The following is a 14726-nucleotide window of genomic DNA, read 5'->3' on the forward strand; positions in this document are numbered from 1 at the left end:
AAAGGTGCAAAAAATTAATAGAATCTTACCTTTGTTGTTGGCTGGTACTTTAACAGCATGCGGTGGAAGTAGTGACCCGGCCCCGACCGTGAACGATACTGAGCCAGGACTTGGCCACGATATTACACAGATCCCCTCAGCATCAGTGGCTTTCTATATACCCGAGTTCGTTGATACTTCGGGTACTTTGTCAGTAACTCAGATAAGCTCAAAGGAAACACAACAGTTTACTGTTAACGACCTAAATCAAATGACCGTCACCCTGGATGCAGGTGTCTTATATCAATTTGAATTTAGCCCAAGCGCCGAGCGAGCGCTTTGTCCCAGAAAGTTAGGGTGTGGCCGGGCGCTGCGCGACGATCCAAATGATCTCAACGGTAACGAGCAAATCGATTTCGGTGAACCAGTTTCTGCAAGTGTGTCCTATTCTCTTGCTGCTAAACCGGTTGCTGGTCAAAATCAGCTATATTTTTCTTCTTATGCAAGATTACTGAGTGAGTCAAAGTTAGACAGTACGGTTTTGTCGTTAACAAATACCCCGATATATCATTTGAGCCACAGCCGTATAAATCAGTCTTTACTGGCGGAGTATGCTGCCAAAGCTTTTACCTATGCTGATATCATGAGGCAACTCAATATCCAGGGCAATCAGGCTGATGAGATCTTGCCTCTGAGCGATGCATTCGAACTCGCTTATCAGCAAAGCGATTATACGTTATGGCAGAGCTATATTAACGAAGTTAACCAGTACTTCATGGAAACACTGCTAGATGAAAAAGACAGCCTACTGTTTTCGAGTGTTGTTGACCAGGTGCTACTGATTGCCAATGAAGCTATGCAGCTGCAGGATATGGTGGCGCTCGAAGACTCTGGCACCGTGTTTAACAATGACCTGCTTAACCATTTCAGAGATTCTTTGGGGGTTGTCCGTCTTCAGGAAGAAAAGTACCGCGATGAATTGGACGTCAAACTGAAAGAGATTGAAAGTGTGGTGTCGGATGGTGTCGTACAAAACTCATTTTTGGCCCTCTCAGAAGCTGTATATGACGTTGTAAATAATGTTTCTCCAGCGCGCAACTCAGAGCCTGGTAACTATCAGGTGGGTGAACTTGATATAGTGTACACGACAGATTCGTCCTTTAGCTGGCGCGTAACAGGCTCAAATAGAGAGTTTGAGGTCAGCATGGACGTTACTTCGTCCGAGTGGCGTAAAAGCCCAACGTTAGGTGACCGTATTTCGGCGAGCGGTGTCGTATCTGTTCGCAAAGGTGATGTGTCTTTAGAAGCTGACTTGAGTGATATCTTCTTATTGTTTGATGGCTCGGTTGATGAAGACAACCTGCAATCGGCCACAGGTACCTCACGCTTTGCAGGAAAGGTGACTTTGCAAACGGCAGATTCGATTACGAAAGCGGATATGAGGCTGCGGTTAAACAGAGTGTTATCTCCTCGCAATTCGGTTGAAAGTATCATTGCCAATTTGCGTATACGCGGTGATTTTGAAACCGTAAATCAGGTAACGCCTGTTACATTATATGCCGCAGAACAATCTCCCTTTGAGTTCGACACAATGCTGGACCTAGTATTCGGGTTACATGTTGACTTCGACCTCAAGGGTGGCCCTGATTTTCAATTGCAACTGGCTGCTGATCCAGACAATTTCACAAATTTAAATTCAGCAGAGATCGCCTACCTGCTGGGTGGCAAGGTAATGCAACTGGATGTACGTCGCTCAGGTGATAACAATAGCATTGTTGCGCAAGGGAAAGACGGCTACTGGCTGGATGTGAAACAAAAAGGACGCAATTTCACCGGTGGATACTATTATGGTGATCAGCTGATTGGTGACGTGAAAACAGTACGTGGGATCCCGGGTGTACTGTTTCCAGACGGGAGCTTTGAATCTCTGTTCTGAGTATATGCTTTACTGTTAGAATCACTTACTTTTTCGAAAAGGGCCTGGGGGCCCTTTTGACGTCTTAGAGGGGCCAGATTTGAACAAGCAGCACGTTATTGAACATTTGAAATTTGCTTTGGAATGTAAACTTCACGAGGCACAAGAGGCAGCAGATAGCGCTCGCGCAGATGCTACCCACGAGCAAAGCGCGGCAGAAACTCAGTATGACTCGCTGAGCATTGAATCTGGTTATCTGGCCCAAGGGCAAAGTGAGCGCGTTGATCAGGCGCACCATGCTATCTTGGCATTTGAGCATATTTTTACCGTAAATAGGCCTGCTGCTGTTCAGGTTGGTGCCTTGGTTGCGTTAGCTGATGAGCAGGATGACTGCCACTGGTTTTTTATTGGTCCGTGTGAGGGAGGCTTGAAGGTGACACTGGGCAATCAAGATATCAGAGTCATTACTTTGGTGTCTCCTATCGGGCGAGTGCTGAGTGGCCGCCGTATTGGTGAAGAAGTCGAATTTCATTTTAATGGTACGACTCAGTGGCTGGAGGTTTTGGACTTGCTGTGATCAGGAGAATAGTTTTTTCCTCACTACATGCCGATACTGGCTGGGTGTCTGGTTCATAGTGCTTTTAAATACTCTGGTGAGCTGTCCCTGGGAGTTAAAGCCGCAAGCAAGGGCGATTTCCTGAATGCTAAGGTTGGTCGAAGCCAACAGCTCGGTAACCTGGCGAACCCGAACAGATTGTAAATAATTCGCAGCAGTCTGGCCGGTGGCGGCTTTAAAGCGGCGATTAAAGGTACGGTAACTCATACCAAACTGCGTTGCGACATCGGGAAAGGTGATTTCATCAGCGCAATTGTTGCGCAGCCAAAACTGGATAGAGGCTATTTGCTCATCGCTGTGCCGATCGACGGCACCTTCAAGATAGCGTTGCTCTTCATAGGGTTTACGCACTTCATGAGAAAAGTTTTGTTGCACATGATTGGCGGCTTCCTGACCATAAAATTGGGCAATAAAATGCACAATGACATCCGCCAGTGCGTTTAAGCTTGCTACCGTATATAAACGATCTGATTGAGTAATAAAGTAATCGGGGCGCAATGCAACGAGCGGATAGCTGCGTTTAAACTGCTCTGCATAATGCCAGTGGGTGGTGGCGGCATGACCATCGAGGATCCCGGACTGCGCTAAAAAGCAGACACCTGTCCCAACCCCTATCAGGGTAGCGCCTTCTCGCCGGGCATCTGCAAGGTTCGCAACCAAAGAGGCATTTTGTCTCAGCACCGGGCGCGGGTTACGCCAGATACTGGGGATGACGATATAGTCGAATTCGCTCAGCGCGCTGAAGCTGGCGTGTGCTGAAAATGGCACACCCATTGACGAATGAACAGTGCTTCCCGTTTCGCTAAGCCAGGCAATTTCGAGGGGGATAAACTCATGACCAAGATGTCGCCTTGCAAAGGCTTCGCCTGCGCGCAACATTTCTACAGGGAGTGTCACACTGGTGATCAGCATTTGCTCATAAAGTGTAAAGGCAATTCGGTGGTTGTAGCTGCTCATCTCATCCGACCTCTTATTGGTGGCGTAATATGCATGTTATATGGCGAAAAAAGTAAAGTATCATATTTGCCTTCGTTCTAGAATCGCTTCATTAGTTTTATTTGATAAGAGATTGATATGACAGCATTACCAATTATCGTAGGTATGGGCGGCGTGAATGCAGCCGGCAGAACCTCGTTCCACCAGGGCTATCGTCGCATTGTGTTAGACAGCCTGGATGATGCTGCAAGACAGGAAACTTTTCTCGGCCTGGCCACTTTGATGAACCTCGTTTCATTGCAGGGCTCTGATCTGGTCACAGCTCAGGGAGACATCATTCAGCCAGAGCAAATTGAGACGCGCTTTGGTCAGCAGATCATCGAAGGTACCTTGATCCGCAAAATCGAAAAAACTCATTTTGACGTCGATGCAACGCATTGGCAGCAGAAGCTGACTATGCAGGCTAACGACGGCACAGGTCTGACATTTACCTGTCGCAAGCGCGACTTACCAACACCGGTCCCATCAAGTTGGCAAATTGAAATGCTGGATGAGAAAACAGCACAGGTGGTGATCCCTGAACAACTCGAAGTGAAAGTTGACAGTTACAGAGACAATTCAATTAAAGCGGCAGGTCAGTTGCCAACGGGTTTCGATCCATCGGTAATGTACAATAGTCGTTATCAGCCAAGAGGTTTGCAGGCGACGATTTTTGCTGCGACCGATGCCATTCGTTCAACCGGTCTTGACTGGCACAGCGTGATGAACAGTGTTGAACCGGATCAAATCGGCACCTATTCGGCTTCCGTGGTTGGTCAGGTTAATGACGAAGGCTTGGGTGGTCTTATCCGCAGCCGGATGAAAGGAGAGCGGGTTAGCACCAAACAATTGGCATTGGGCCTCAATACCATGTCAACAGATTTCATTAATGCTTACGTGACAGGCAGTGTGGGCACGACTTTCTCGACCTCAGGTGCTTGTGCGACCTTTTTGTACAATCTGCGTGCGGCAGTCAATGATATTCAGGCGGGTCGTACCCGGGTTGCCGTGGTGGCCAGCGTTGAGTGTGCGCTAACCCCAGAGGTGATAGAAGGCTTTGGCAATATGGGGGCGCTGGCCAATGAAGAAGGCCTGCGTAAGCTGGATAACACGGATGAGGTGGACTACCGCCGTACCAGTCGTCCATTTGGCGAAAACTGCGGCTTTACCATAGGTGAGGGCGCTCAGGTTGCTATCCTGATGGATGATAAGTTAGCGCTGGAGCTGGGGGCTGATATTATGGGCTCAGTGGCAGACGTGTACGTCAATGCTGATGGGGTTAAAAAGTCTATTACAGCGCCCGGTCCGGGCAACTATATTACCATGGCTAAGTCTGTGGCACTCGCCGAACAAATTGCAGGCACAGAAGCTTTACAGCAGCGCAGCTTTATTCTGGCGCATGGTTCAAGCACACCACAAAACCGGGTGACCGAGTCGTTTATCTATCATCGCATTGCAGAGACCTTTGCAATTGAAGGCTGGAAAGTAGCTGCGCCTAAGGCGTTTGTTGGTCATACCATTGGCCCGGCGTCCGGTGACCAGTTAGCAATGGCGCTGGGGATTTTTAGTCACCAGATCATGCCGGGTGTAACGACCATAGATGCGGTTGCCGAGGATGTTTATGATCAACACCTGGACATTCGTACGCATCATTATCACTGTGGAAAAATGGATATTGCTTTTATTAACTCCAAAGGGTTTGGTGGCAACAATGCAACCGCAACTGTACTGTCGCCGGCGATGACTTTGAAGATGTTATCCAAACGCTACGGTGAAGCCGAGTTTGCCAAGCACAGCGCTAAGCTGGCAGAAACCAAGCAACAGCAGGCACGCTATCAGCAGGCTGCTGACTTGGGTCAGTACGAGCTTATCTACCGATTTGGTGATGGCATGATTGATGAAGCTGAGTTGCAGTTGAGTAAAGAATCACTGGGCATTCCGGGCTTCGACAAGGCAGTCAAGCTGACCGTCAATAACCGTTATGGCGATCTGACCGATTAGAATACGATGTTAAGCAAGCAAAAGGCGCGTTAGCGCCTTTTTTTGTGGTTACTTTATATGCTGCGCGTGGAAATCCAGGTGCGCGTCGATAAACGAGGAAATAAAGAAGTAACTATGGTCATATCCCGGGTGCATAGTCAGGGTAAGCGGATAGTCCACAGCCTGAGCGGCCTCGGCTAAGGCTTCTGGCTTGAGCTGTTCGGCAAGGAACTGATCGGCTTCGCCCTGATCAACCCGAATGGGCATCCTAAGACTTTCCTGACTTTGTCTCAGTAGATGGCAGGCGTCATAAGCTTGCCAGAGTGCTTGATCTTCTCCAAGATAGCCCGTAAAAGCCTTTTTACCCCAGGGGCAATCAATAGGGTTAGCAATGGGGCTGAACGCAGAGATACTGAGATAACGGGTTGGGTTTTTCAACCCTACCACCAGCGCACCATGGCCACCCATCGAATGCCCGGCAATGGCACGCTTTTCGGATACCGGAAAATGTTGCTCGATTAAGGCTGGCAGCTCTTCGCTGACATAGCTGTACATCTGATAGTGTTTATCATATGGCGGCTGTGTGGCATTGACATAGAAGCCTGCCCCCAGACCAAAGTCATAGCTTTTGTCCGGATCATCGGCCACGTCTTCACCACGCGGCGATGTATCCGGTGCCACAATGGCAATGCCCAGCTCGTTAGCCCGTTTAAACGCGCCCGCCTTTTGCATAAAGTTCTCATCGGTACAGGTTAATCCCGACAGCCAGTACAGCACAGGTACTGGCTGGTCGCTATTGGCCTGGTCAGGCAAGAAGATAGCAAAGGTCATGTCACAGTGAGTATGCTGGCTGCGATGACGGTAACGTCGATGCCAGCCACCGGCGACTTTATTTTCGCTCACTAATTCCATAAAGCTTCCTCAGAAATGGATCACTGAACGAATGCTCTTGCCCTGATGCATCAGCTCAAACGCTTCGTTGATATCATCCAGCGACATAGTATGGGTAATGAAGTCATCCAGTTTAAACTCACCCGCCAGATAGCGCTCGACGATTTCTGGCAGCTCAGAGCGACCTTTCACTCCGCCAAATGCAGTGCCACGCCAGACACGCCCCGTTACCAGTTGGAAAGGACGAGTAGAAATTTCCTGACCGGCACCGGCAACCCCGATGATCACGGACTCGCCCCAGCCTTTATGGCAACATTCTAAGGCGCTGCGCATCACATTGACGTTACCAATACATTCAAATGAAAAGTCAACGCCACCGTCGGTCATCTCGACAATCACTTCCTGAATGGGTTTGTCGTAGTCATTTGGGTTGATGACATCGGTTGCGCCCAGCTTTTGCGCCAGCGGGTATTTGTCTGTGTTGATATCTACGCCGATGATCCGGCTGGCACCCGCCATAACCGCACCGATCACCGCCGACAAGCCAATGCCGCCTAAACCGAAGATAGCAACGGTATCACCGGGTTGCACTTTGGCAGTATTCATTACCGCGCCCATGCCGGTGGTAACGCCACAACCCAGCAGACAGATCTCTTCAAGCGGGGCTTCTTTATTGACTTTGGCCAGAGAAATCTCAGGCAGTACGGTATATTCAGAGAAAGTGGAGGTGCCCATGTAGTGATAAATGGGTTCGCCATCTTTATAAAAACGGGTAGTGCCGTCGGGCATCACTCCTTTGCCCTGAGTGGTACGGATCTTCTGGCATAAGTTTGTTTTGCCAGAGGTACAGAATTTACACTCACCACACTCGGGCGTATAAAGTGGGATCACATGATCACCAACGGCAACACTGGTAACACCTTCGCCGACGGCTTCAACAATACCGCCGCCTTCGTGACCTAAAATGGCCGGGAAAACGCCTTCGGGATCATCGCCGGACAAGGTGAATGCATCGGTATGACACACGCCGGTGGCAACAATTTTGACCAGTACTTCGCCTGCTTTAGGCATCATGACATCCACTTCTTCAATACTGAGCGGTTGTCCCGGTCCCCAGGCAATTGCCGCCCGTGATTTAATAAATTCAGCCATTATTACTCCAGTTTTGTAGTGTGAAAACAAAAGTATAACTTGCTGTGAGAGTTTGATAATCTTAAAAAATAAGAAAGACTTTTACGTATTTGTAATAATGGACAGATGGTCAGGTTTAGATGAGTTTGTCGCGGTGGCGACGTGTGGCTCCTTTACAGGTGCGGCGCAGCAGTTGGATACGTCGGTGGCGCAGGTTAGCCGCCGGGTTAAAACCTTAGAATCGGAGCTTGGCTATCAGTTACTGACCCGGACTACGCGCAATCTGGCACTGACACCTGAAGGTCAGATATTCCTGGGTCACGCCCGATTGCTGCAACATGCCTACGAGGACGCCACCGCAGCACTGCGACAAAGAGACAGCGAGCCCACGGGCAAAATCAGGCTGACGGCACCGGTGATGTATGGCGAGCAATACATTATGCCGCTGGTACATCAGTTTATGTGCCGTTTTCCCTCCGTCACCATTGATATGGAACTGACCAATGCACAGCTGGATCTTGTGGAGCAGGGGGTAGACCTGGCAATCCGCATAGGCCAGCTTAAAGACTCTTCGTTGCATGCAAAGCGCCTGTCTCAAAGGCGCACGCTGGTTTGCGTATCGCCGGAATACTTGCAGCAATACGGTCCTATCACGTCCATCAGAGATCTGGCCGGGCAGAATTGTTTGCTCGGTAATGCGCAATACTGGCGTTTTATGGACCACGGTGTAGAGCGGCATGTAAAAGTAACGGGCACGCTGCGGTGTAACAGTGGCTGGGCGCTGCTTGATGCTGCAAAACAGGGTTTAGGGGTGGTACAGTTGCCACATTATTATCTGCAAGATGCGATTGAATGCAAAGAGTTGGTGACTGTGCTGGATGATTTTACACCCGAAGAGGAGGGGATCTGGGCGGTTTACCCACCCAGAAAATACCTGTCGACCGCCATCCGTGCGCTGATAGACTTTCTGGCAAAGTCGCTTTAAGCCTGGATGCTATTTGCCTCCATCGCTTCCAGTGCTCTGGTCAAGGCCTGTTCCCGGCTTTTACAGAATGCATGGTCCCCCAGCTTGCTGCGAATATCAAATTTTTGTAGCTGCTCACTGGTGTCTTTATTTGGTGAATAAATAAACACCTGACAGTTGGCATCCAGTGCGTCGCTGATGGCATTTTCAATAGCCAGGCTGACGGTCACATCGAGCATGGCCACATCGCTTAGATCCAGTACCATGCTCTTGTACTCACCGATATGGCGGTGCTGGCGGGTTATGGCCTTTGAGACACTGAAGATCATCGGGCCGGACAGGTAAAAGAATAAAAGCTGACCTTTTGCCTGTTCCAGCAGGGCGCGCTCGTGTTTTGACAAGGGCACGTCTTCATCTGCATCACTGATGGCTTTCACATGTTGTTCCTGAACCTGGCTCAGACGCTCTATGACCATAATATTGGAAATAAATACACCCAGGCCCACTGCAACCATAAGATCAACAAACACGGTCAGCAACATCACACCATACATGATGGCCATCTGGCTGATGCTGAGCTTGTGCGCACGCTGAATAAAACTCCAGTCGAGGATATTGATCCCGACATAAACAGCGATACCGGCAAGCACCGCCATGGGAATGGGTTCTGTCAGGCTCCCTGCGACAAAGACCACAGCCATCAGGATCAGTGCCCGGAAAATGCCTGCAAGCGGAGAGCGCGCGCCTACCTGAATATTTACCACAGTGCCCATGGTGGCTCCGGCACCCGGCAGGGCACCAAAGAAACCGGCGATCATATTGGCCACACCCTGACCGCGCAGCTCTTTGTCGGAGTCATGTTCGGTACGGGTCAAACTGTCTCCGATAACCGCAGTAAGCAAGGTATCAATACAGCCCAATGTGCCCAATACCAGCGCGTCGATCACCATTTCAGTAAAGAGTTCGGGTGTAAAAGTCGGCCAGACTATCTCGGGCAAACCACTCGGGATCTCGCCAATTCGACGAATACTGTCGGTATCGAAAAGTACAATAGAGATCAGCGTTACCACTACCAGGGCAACCAGCTGAGCGGGCACGTACTGGCGATATTTCTTCGGCATGTAGAACAACACCGCCAGGGTCAGAATGCCTAAAAAGAGTTCAGAGAAATGTAGATTAAGGAATAATTCGGGGAAAGCAGATAAGGTACCGGGAACGCCGCCTGGCGGGGCTTGGTGGCCAAGCAGTGGCGCCAGCTGCAGAATGATCAGTATGACGCCAATGCCGGACATAAACCCGGAAACCACACTATAGGGCATCAGGGTTACATACTTACCGAGCTTGAGGGTGCCGAGTAAAACCTGGAATGCCCCGGCCATCATCACCACAGTGAATGCCATTGCTGGTCCGGCTTCGGGGTATTTGGACACCATGGTGGTCAGCACTGCTGTCATAATGACCGTCATCGGGCCAGTTGGCTCGGAGATCAGGGAGGTTGAACCGCCAAACAAGGCAGCGAAGAGGCCAACGAGAATTGCGCCCCACATGCCGGCTTCAGCTCCGGCTCCGGATGCCACGCCAAAGGCGAGGGCGAGTGGTAGGGAAATGATTGCAGTGGTCACACCACCGAACAAATCTCCCTTGAAATTCATATGTTTAAATCTTGATAACGAAAACATTGAAGGTCCATACCGCGAGATTTGCCGCATTCTACACTAAAAGCGAGTGTAATTTAGAGCCGCATTAAAAAAATTTTACACTTTTTTTTAGGGTCAAAGGTATGACCCGGCTTTCGGGATTGTGCTAGTATCGTGCACTGAACTTATATGTAGAAAAATAAACTATTATGTTTCAGCCTGTTAGCCTTTATATAGGGCTCAGATACAGCCGTGCTACGAAGGGCAATGGGTTTGTGTCTTTTATTTCGTTTTTTTCCATCGCCGGGATCGCGCTCGGATTAATGGCGCTTATTACGGTCAGCTCTGTGATGAATGGATTTGAACAGAGCCTCAAAAATGCCATGCTCGATTTGATCCCCCATGTGCAGTTACACAAGTCGTCGGACGACAAAGCGGGTGATGCATCCAAGCTGTTAACTCAGCTGAGCGCCTTGCCTGAAGTTAAACGGGTGACCCCTTATGTAACCAGTGATGTGATCCTGCAAACCAACAAAGATCTGGTGGGTGTGCGTCTGCAAGGGGTTTTTTCTGGCTATCCGTCAGCACTGGAGCCTCATATCGAAGCTGGCAGTATAGCGCAGTTTCGCGAGCAGAAATATCAACTGGCTTTGAGCCGTTATCTGGCTAATCAGCTGGATGTGCGACTGGGACAAAAAGTGCGGGTGATCATGCCGGATATCAGCAGTTATACGCCGATGGGGCGGGTGCCCAAGCAGCGCCTGTTTACCGTTGCGTTAATCTACAACACCCACAGCGAAGCCGATGTCAACCTGGCATTTGCGGACGGTAAAAGCCTGCAACGCCTGCTAAAACGTGCCTCTGGCGACTTCGATATCAGCATTACGCTTGAAGATGCTTTTGCGGTGAATGCATTTAAAACCACCCATACGCCTCTGTTATCGGGCCTGACGTATTCAGACTGGCATGTTCAGCAGGGCGCGCTATTTGCTGCGGTGGCAATGGAAAAGCGCATTATGTCTTTGCTGCTGGGGCTGATCGTGATTGTGGCTGTGTTTAACATTGTTTCGGCGTTGTCGATGATGGTCAGCGAGAAGCAAGGTGAAGTAGCCATTTTGCAAACTCTTGGGCTCGCTCCGAATGCCATTGCACGCGTTTTTATGGTCCAGGGTTTATACAACGGTGTGGTGGGTACGCTTATTGGCACCGTATGTGGTTATCTGCTGGCCAGTAACATCAACCAGGTGCTGGCTCTGAGTGGGTTATCTTTGCTCGGTGGGGCAGAGCTGCCAGTCAGATTCGACTGGCTGAGTTTGAGTCTGATTGTCGTAACCAGCCTGGGATTGAGTTTTCTGGCAACATTATATCCGGCGTTTAAGGCCGCAAAAGTGCTACCTGCTGAGGTGTTAAGATATGAGTGATTTAGTGATTGAATGTCAGGGTCTGAATAAGGCCTATGATGAAGCGGGCCAGCAGGTTGAAGTGCTGAAAGGAGTAAACCTGTCACTTGCTCAGGGAGACATGTTGGCGATTGTGGGTAGCTCAGGTTCGGGTAAAAGTACCTTGCTCCATATTCTCGGTACGCTGGATACCGCAAGCAGTGGCTCAGTGCACATTAAAGGCACCGATGTGGCCAGCTTGTCGCGTCGCAAACAAGCCGACTTTCGTAATCAAAACCTGGGCTTTATCTATCAGTTTCACCACCTGCTGATGGATTTTACGGCGCTTGAAAATGTCGCGATGCCGCTGCTGATATCGGGCCAGTCACCTAAAGCGGCGCATGCACAGGCTGAGGAAATGCTGGGCAAAGTCGGTCTGGCTCATCGCGGTGGCCATCGCCCGTCAGAGCTGTCAGGCGGGGAGCGCCAGCGAGTAGCGATAGCGCGCGCACTGGTCACGCGCCCGTCACTGGTTCTGGCCGATGAACCAACCGGCAACCTGGATAAGCAAAATGCCTTGAAAATTTATGCGCTGCTTAAGGAGCTGAATCGGGATTTAAAAACCAGCTTTGTGGTGGTGACACACGACTTAGAATTGGCCGCAAAGCTGGGCCGAGCCGTTGCTCTGGACGACGGTGTGCTGGTCGAACAAGCGTTACATAGCGAGGCTTAATGCAATGCTGAGTGTGTTTATCAGTAACCGGTTACGCGCATCCAAGCATCAGGCGGGGTTGATCGGGTTTTTGAGTAAGTCTTCAACGCTGGGCGTGATGCTGGGGGTTGCGGTATTGATCGTGGCTTTGTCTGTGATAAACGGGTTTGAGCAGCAGCTGAAAACCCGTTTATTGTCTGTGGTCCCGCATGTTGCCTATCAGGCGCCTTATGATCCTATCTCCAGCTGGCCCGACAAAGTATCGCTGCTGGAGGCGCAACCTGGCATAGTGGCGGCGGCACCTGAAATATCGGTGACAGCCATGGTTCAGTTTCGCGGTGAGCTTAAAGCCGCGCAGGTAAAAGGCGTTGATTTTCTTTCCCATCACAAAGTGTCGGATGTGGGGCAGTTTATAAACGAAGCTGAGTTGGCCTCTTTGTCTGACGATGATATCGTGCTGGGCCGTCATATTGCAGCTGAGCTGGGGCTAACGCGCGGTGATAAACTCACTCTGTTGGTGGCAAATCCACAGGCTGACTCTCCACTGGCGGCGCCCAAACGACTGAACTTTGTATTGGCGGGCGTCATTGATATGGGCGGGCCAATCGACCGCTCTTTGGCTTTAGTATCAGTGAAAAGACTTCAGCAGGCGATGGGTCTGGCCGAAGATCAGGTAACCGGGCTGCGCGCCAAAGTTGATGATGTGTTTGCCGCGCATCAGATTGCCATGGCAGCGGGCAGGGCACTGCCCGATCTGGTTTATGTCAACAGCTGGTTTCGCACCCAGGGCAGCCTCTATCAGGACATTCAGATGGTCAGAACCATTGTCTATCTGGTGGTCTTTTTGATCATTGCCGTGGCCAGCTTTAATATCGTGTCGTCCATGGTGATGGAAGTAAAAGAAAAGCAGGCCGATATCGCGATTTTAAAGACCATGGGGGCAAAAGACAGTACCATTTTTGCCACTTTTGCAATCCAGGGCGTGAGCTATGCACTCATCGGTGCCCTGGTGGGCTTGTTTATTGGCATTTTGCTGGCGCTGAATATCTCTGATTTGTTTCGCGCCTGGGTTGAGCTGGATGGGGATAACCCGTTGCAGGGCGTTTACTTTATCGAGTTTTTACCCAGTCAGCTACATTGGGTAGACGTAGCGGCGGTACTGTCAATTACCCTAGTGATTGCCGTATTATCGTGCCTGTATCCTGCCTGGCAGGCCGTGAAAGTCGACCCCGCCAGAGTCCTCGGAGGCTAAGCGCGAGTAACGCCTCCTCTGAGCAGGCGTTACTCTTCAAAGTGCAGATAGCTGGACTTATCTGCCACCACATACTCAACAAAATCAGTGATGCTCAGCGGCTTGCTGTAGTAGTAGCCACAGATATTTCATCTTCTTTTGCTTCGCGTTGCTGCGGTACGCGATAACGCCTCGCTGATCCGCTCGTGGTTGAACCGGGCGTTGGCGCTGTTGCGACGCTGCGCAATAAATTCATCCAGCTCTTGGGTCATAATGTCCAGGGCAATCGTAACGCTGTGCTGGATCTGATCGACACGGTCCTGAAATTGTAAGTCGACCAATATTTCCGAAATTTTCTGCCGGTTGTCCTCATTTGAGGTTTGCAGCACTTGTGCTTGCTGCTCTACGTTTTGTGACAGAGTGAGCCAGGTGTCAATCACCTCATTAATTTGCCGCTGATATTTGTCGGTCAGGGCCTGGCGCTCTTCAAGCTCGTTCTCCATCATACTCATCGAGTTTTGCATTGCCTGAGCGATAGTTTCGACCATTTTGTTGATCTTGACGCCGGTTTCGCCGCTAGAATTGGCCAGCGCCCTTACCTCATCGGCCACAACGGCAAACCCCCGGCCATTATCACCGGCGCGTGCTGCCTCAATAGAGGCATTGAGTGCGAGTAAATTGGTTTGTTCCGCAATTTTGGCGACGTCGATGGCCATTGCCTGTAGCTCTTTACTCTGCTCAACCATGGTTTTAAAAGTGTCTGTCCGCTGTTGCTGGTTAACATTCGACTGTTCGAGATACGTGAGGATCTGGGTTAGCTGTTCGCGGCTGTGTTGAGCCGTTTGCTGCAAGCTGCTGGCACTGCTATCGTCCAGACTACTGAGGGTTGCGCTAATATTGCTGACAAGCTGCGAAAATTCGCCAGACATACTATCTGCGGCTTGTTTGGTTTGCTGGCGAGCACTGTCAATCTGCTCTCTAAGCTGAGGGGTAATGGTGTGACCAAGTTGCTCAAGGCAGGTTAGGTCGCTGTGCTGACTCATTGTATCATCTTGCACGACTTTGGTTTCCTCGGGCAACGCAGGTTGAGTCCCGCGATGGACGACAAATAACCCGATGCAAGATAAGCCAGTTATGACCAAAGAGAACACCCAGCCTGCCGCATACCAGGTGACAGTAAAAACCACGAGTTGGATGACAATGGATAGTGGGAGCATATCGGTGCCATTGTGGCCACAGAATTCGTCTTTTAATCCTAGTCGAGTCTATTTATTGTGCAAATGCAAATAATCACAGTGCAGTTATTGCGATTTACA

The 14726-nt window shown here is 50.2% G+C and carries 12 protein-coding genes; 7 read left to right on the forward strand and 5 right to left on the reverse strand.

Going from position 1 to position 14726, the window contains the following annotated elements:
- Positions 1 to 4: 4 nt before the first annotated feature.
- Both C3B51_RS13745 and C3B51_RS13750 read left to right on the forward strand, forming a co-directional pair.
- Positions 5 to 1915 carry a hypothetical protein gene (locus C3B51_RS13745; protein ID WP_130245392.1) on the forward strand — a complete coding sequence of 637 codons (1911 nt, stop codon included), beginning with the start codon at positions 5 to 7 and terminating at the stop codon, positions 1913 to 1915.
- A gap of 79 nt (positions 1916 to 1994) precedes the next feature.
- The gene (locus tag C3B51_RS13750; RefSeq protein WP_130245393.1) at positions 1995 to 2471 is read left to right on the forward strand and encodes a GreA/GreB family elongation factor; all 477 of its coding nucleotides are present in this window, start codon (positions 1995 to 1997) and stop codon (positions 2469 to 2471) included.
- Here the strand turns inward: C3B51_RS13750 and C3B51_RS13755 are convergent, their stop codons facing one another.
- A complete protein-coding gene (locus C3B51_RS13755; protein WP_130245394.1) occupies positions 2472 to 3467 on the reverse strand; it encodes a GlxA family transcriptional regulator in 996 nt (331 codons plus the stop codon).
- Between the two features lie 117 nt (positions 3468 to 3584).
- On the opposite strand from C3B51_RS13755, the gene C3B51_RS13760 reads away from it, so the two are divergent.
- Entirely contained in the window at positions 3585 to 5486 is a 1902-nt protein-coding gene (locus C3B51_RS13760; RefSeq protein WP_130245395.1) for a beta-ketoacyl synthase, read from the forward strand.
- 48 nt (positions 5487 to 5534) lie between these two features.
- On the opposite strand, the gene fghA is transcribed toward C3B51_RS13760, so the two are convergent.
- Positions 5535 to 6377, reverse strand: coding sequence for an S-formylglutathione hydrolase (fghA, locus tag C3B51_RS13765; RefSeq protein ID WP_130245396.1), 843 nt, complete (start codon positions 6375 to 6377; stop codon positions 5535 to 5537).
- 9 nt (positions 6378 to 6386) lie between these two features.
- Positions 6387 to 7511 (reverse strand): S-(hydroxymethyl)glutathione dehydrogenase/class III alcohol dehydrogenase, encoded by a 1125-nt coding sequence (locus tag C3B51_RS13770; RefSeq protein ID WP_275041922.1) that lies wholly within the window; start codon positions 7509 to 7511, stop codon positions 6387 to 6389.
- A gap of 94 nt (positions 7512 to 7605) precedes the next feature.
- Here C3B51_RS13770 and C3B51_RS13775 point away from each other — a divergent pair, with 94 nt between their 5' ends.
- Complete coding sequence (locus tag C3B51_RS13775; protein WP_130245397.1) at positions 7606 to 8472, forward strand: LysR family transcriptional regulator; 867 nt, start codon at positions 7606 to 7608, stop codon at positions 8470 to 8472.
- Here the strand turns inward: C3B51_RS13775 and C3B51_RS13780 are convergent.
- On the reverse strand, positions 8469 to 10130 hold the full coding sequence (locus tag C3B51_RS13780; RefSeq protein WP_125719435.1) for a SulP family inorganic anion transporter: 1662 nt from the start codon (positions 10128 to 10130) through the stop codon (positions 8469 to 8471). The genes C3B51_RS13775 and C3B51_RS13780 overlap by 4 nt on opposite strands.
- A gap of 167 nt (positions 10131 to 10297) precedes the next feature.
- Here C3B51_RS13780 and C3B51_RS13785 point away from each other — a divergent pair, with 167 nt between their 5' ends.
- The 3 genes from C3B51_RS13785 to C3B51_RS13795 are packed head-to-tail and all read left to right on the forward strand — an operon-like array spanning position 10298 to position 13431.
- Positions 10298 to 11509, forward strand: coding sequence for a lipoprotein-releasing ABC transporter permease subunit (locus tag C3B51_RS13785; protein WP_130245398.1), 1212 nt, complete (start codon positions 10298 to 10300; stop codon positions 11507 to 11509).
- The gene (gene lolD, locus C3B51_RS13790) at positions 11502 to 12200 is read left to right on the forward strand and encodes a lipoprotein-releasing ABC transporter ATP-binding protein LolD (protein ID WP_125719447.1); all 699 of its coding nucleotides are present in this window, start codon (positions 11502 to 11504) and stop codon (positions 12198 to 12200) included. The genes C3B51_RS13785 and lolD overlap by 8 nt, the downstream gene beginning before the upstream one ends.
- Positions 12201 to 12204: 4 nt before the next feature.
- Positions 12205 to 13431 (forward strand): lipoprotein-releasing ABC transporter permease subunit, encoded by a 1227-nt coding sequence (locus C3B51_RS13795; RefSeq protein WP_130245399.1) that lies wholly within the window; start codon positions 12205 to 12207, stop codon positions 13429 to 13431.
- A gap of 128 nt (positions 13432 to 13559) precedes the next feature.
- Here C3B51_RS13795 and C3B51_RS13800 read toward each other — a convergent pair whose 3' ends face one another.
- Positions 13560 to 14627, reverse strand: a complete 1068-nt coding sequence (locus tag C3B51_RS13800) for a methyl-accepting chemotaxis protein (RefSeq protein WP_130245400.1) — start codon at positions 14625 to 14627, stop codon at positions 13560 to 13562.
- Between the last annotated feature and the right edge of the window lie 99 nt (positions 14628 to 14726).

Origin of the sequence: Pseudoalteromonas rubra, assembly GCF_004212645.1 — a bacterium.
Taxonomy (GTDB): Bacteria; Pseudomonadota; Gammaproteobacteria; order Enterobacterales; family Alteromonadaceae; genus Pseudoalteromonas; species Pseudoalteromonas rubra_G.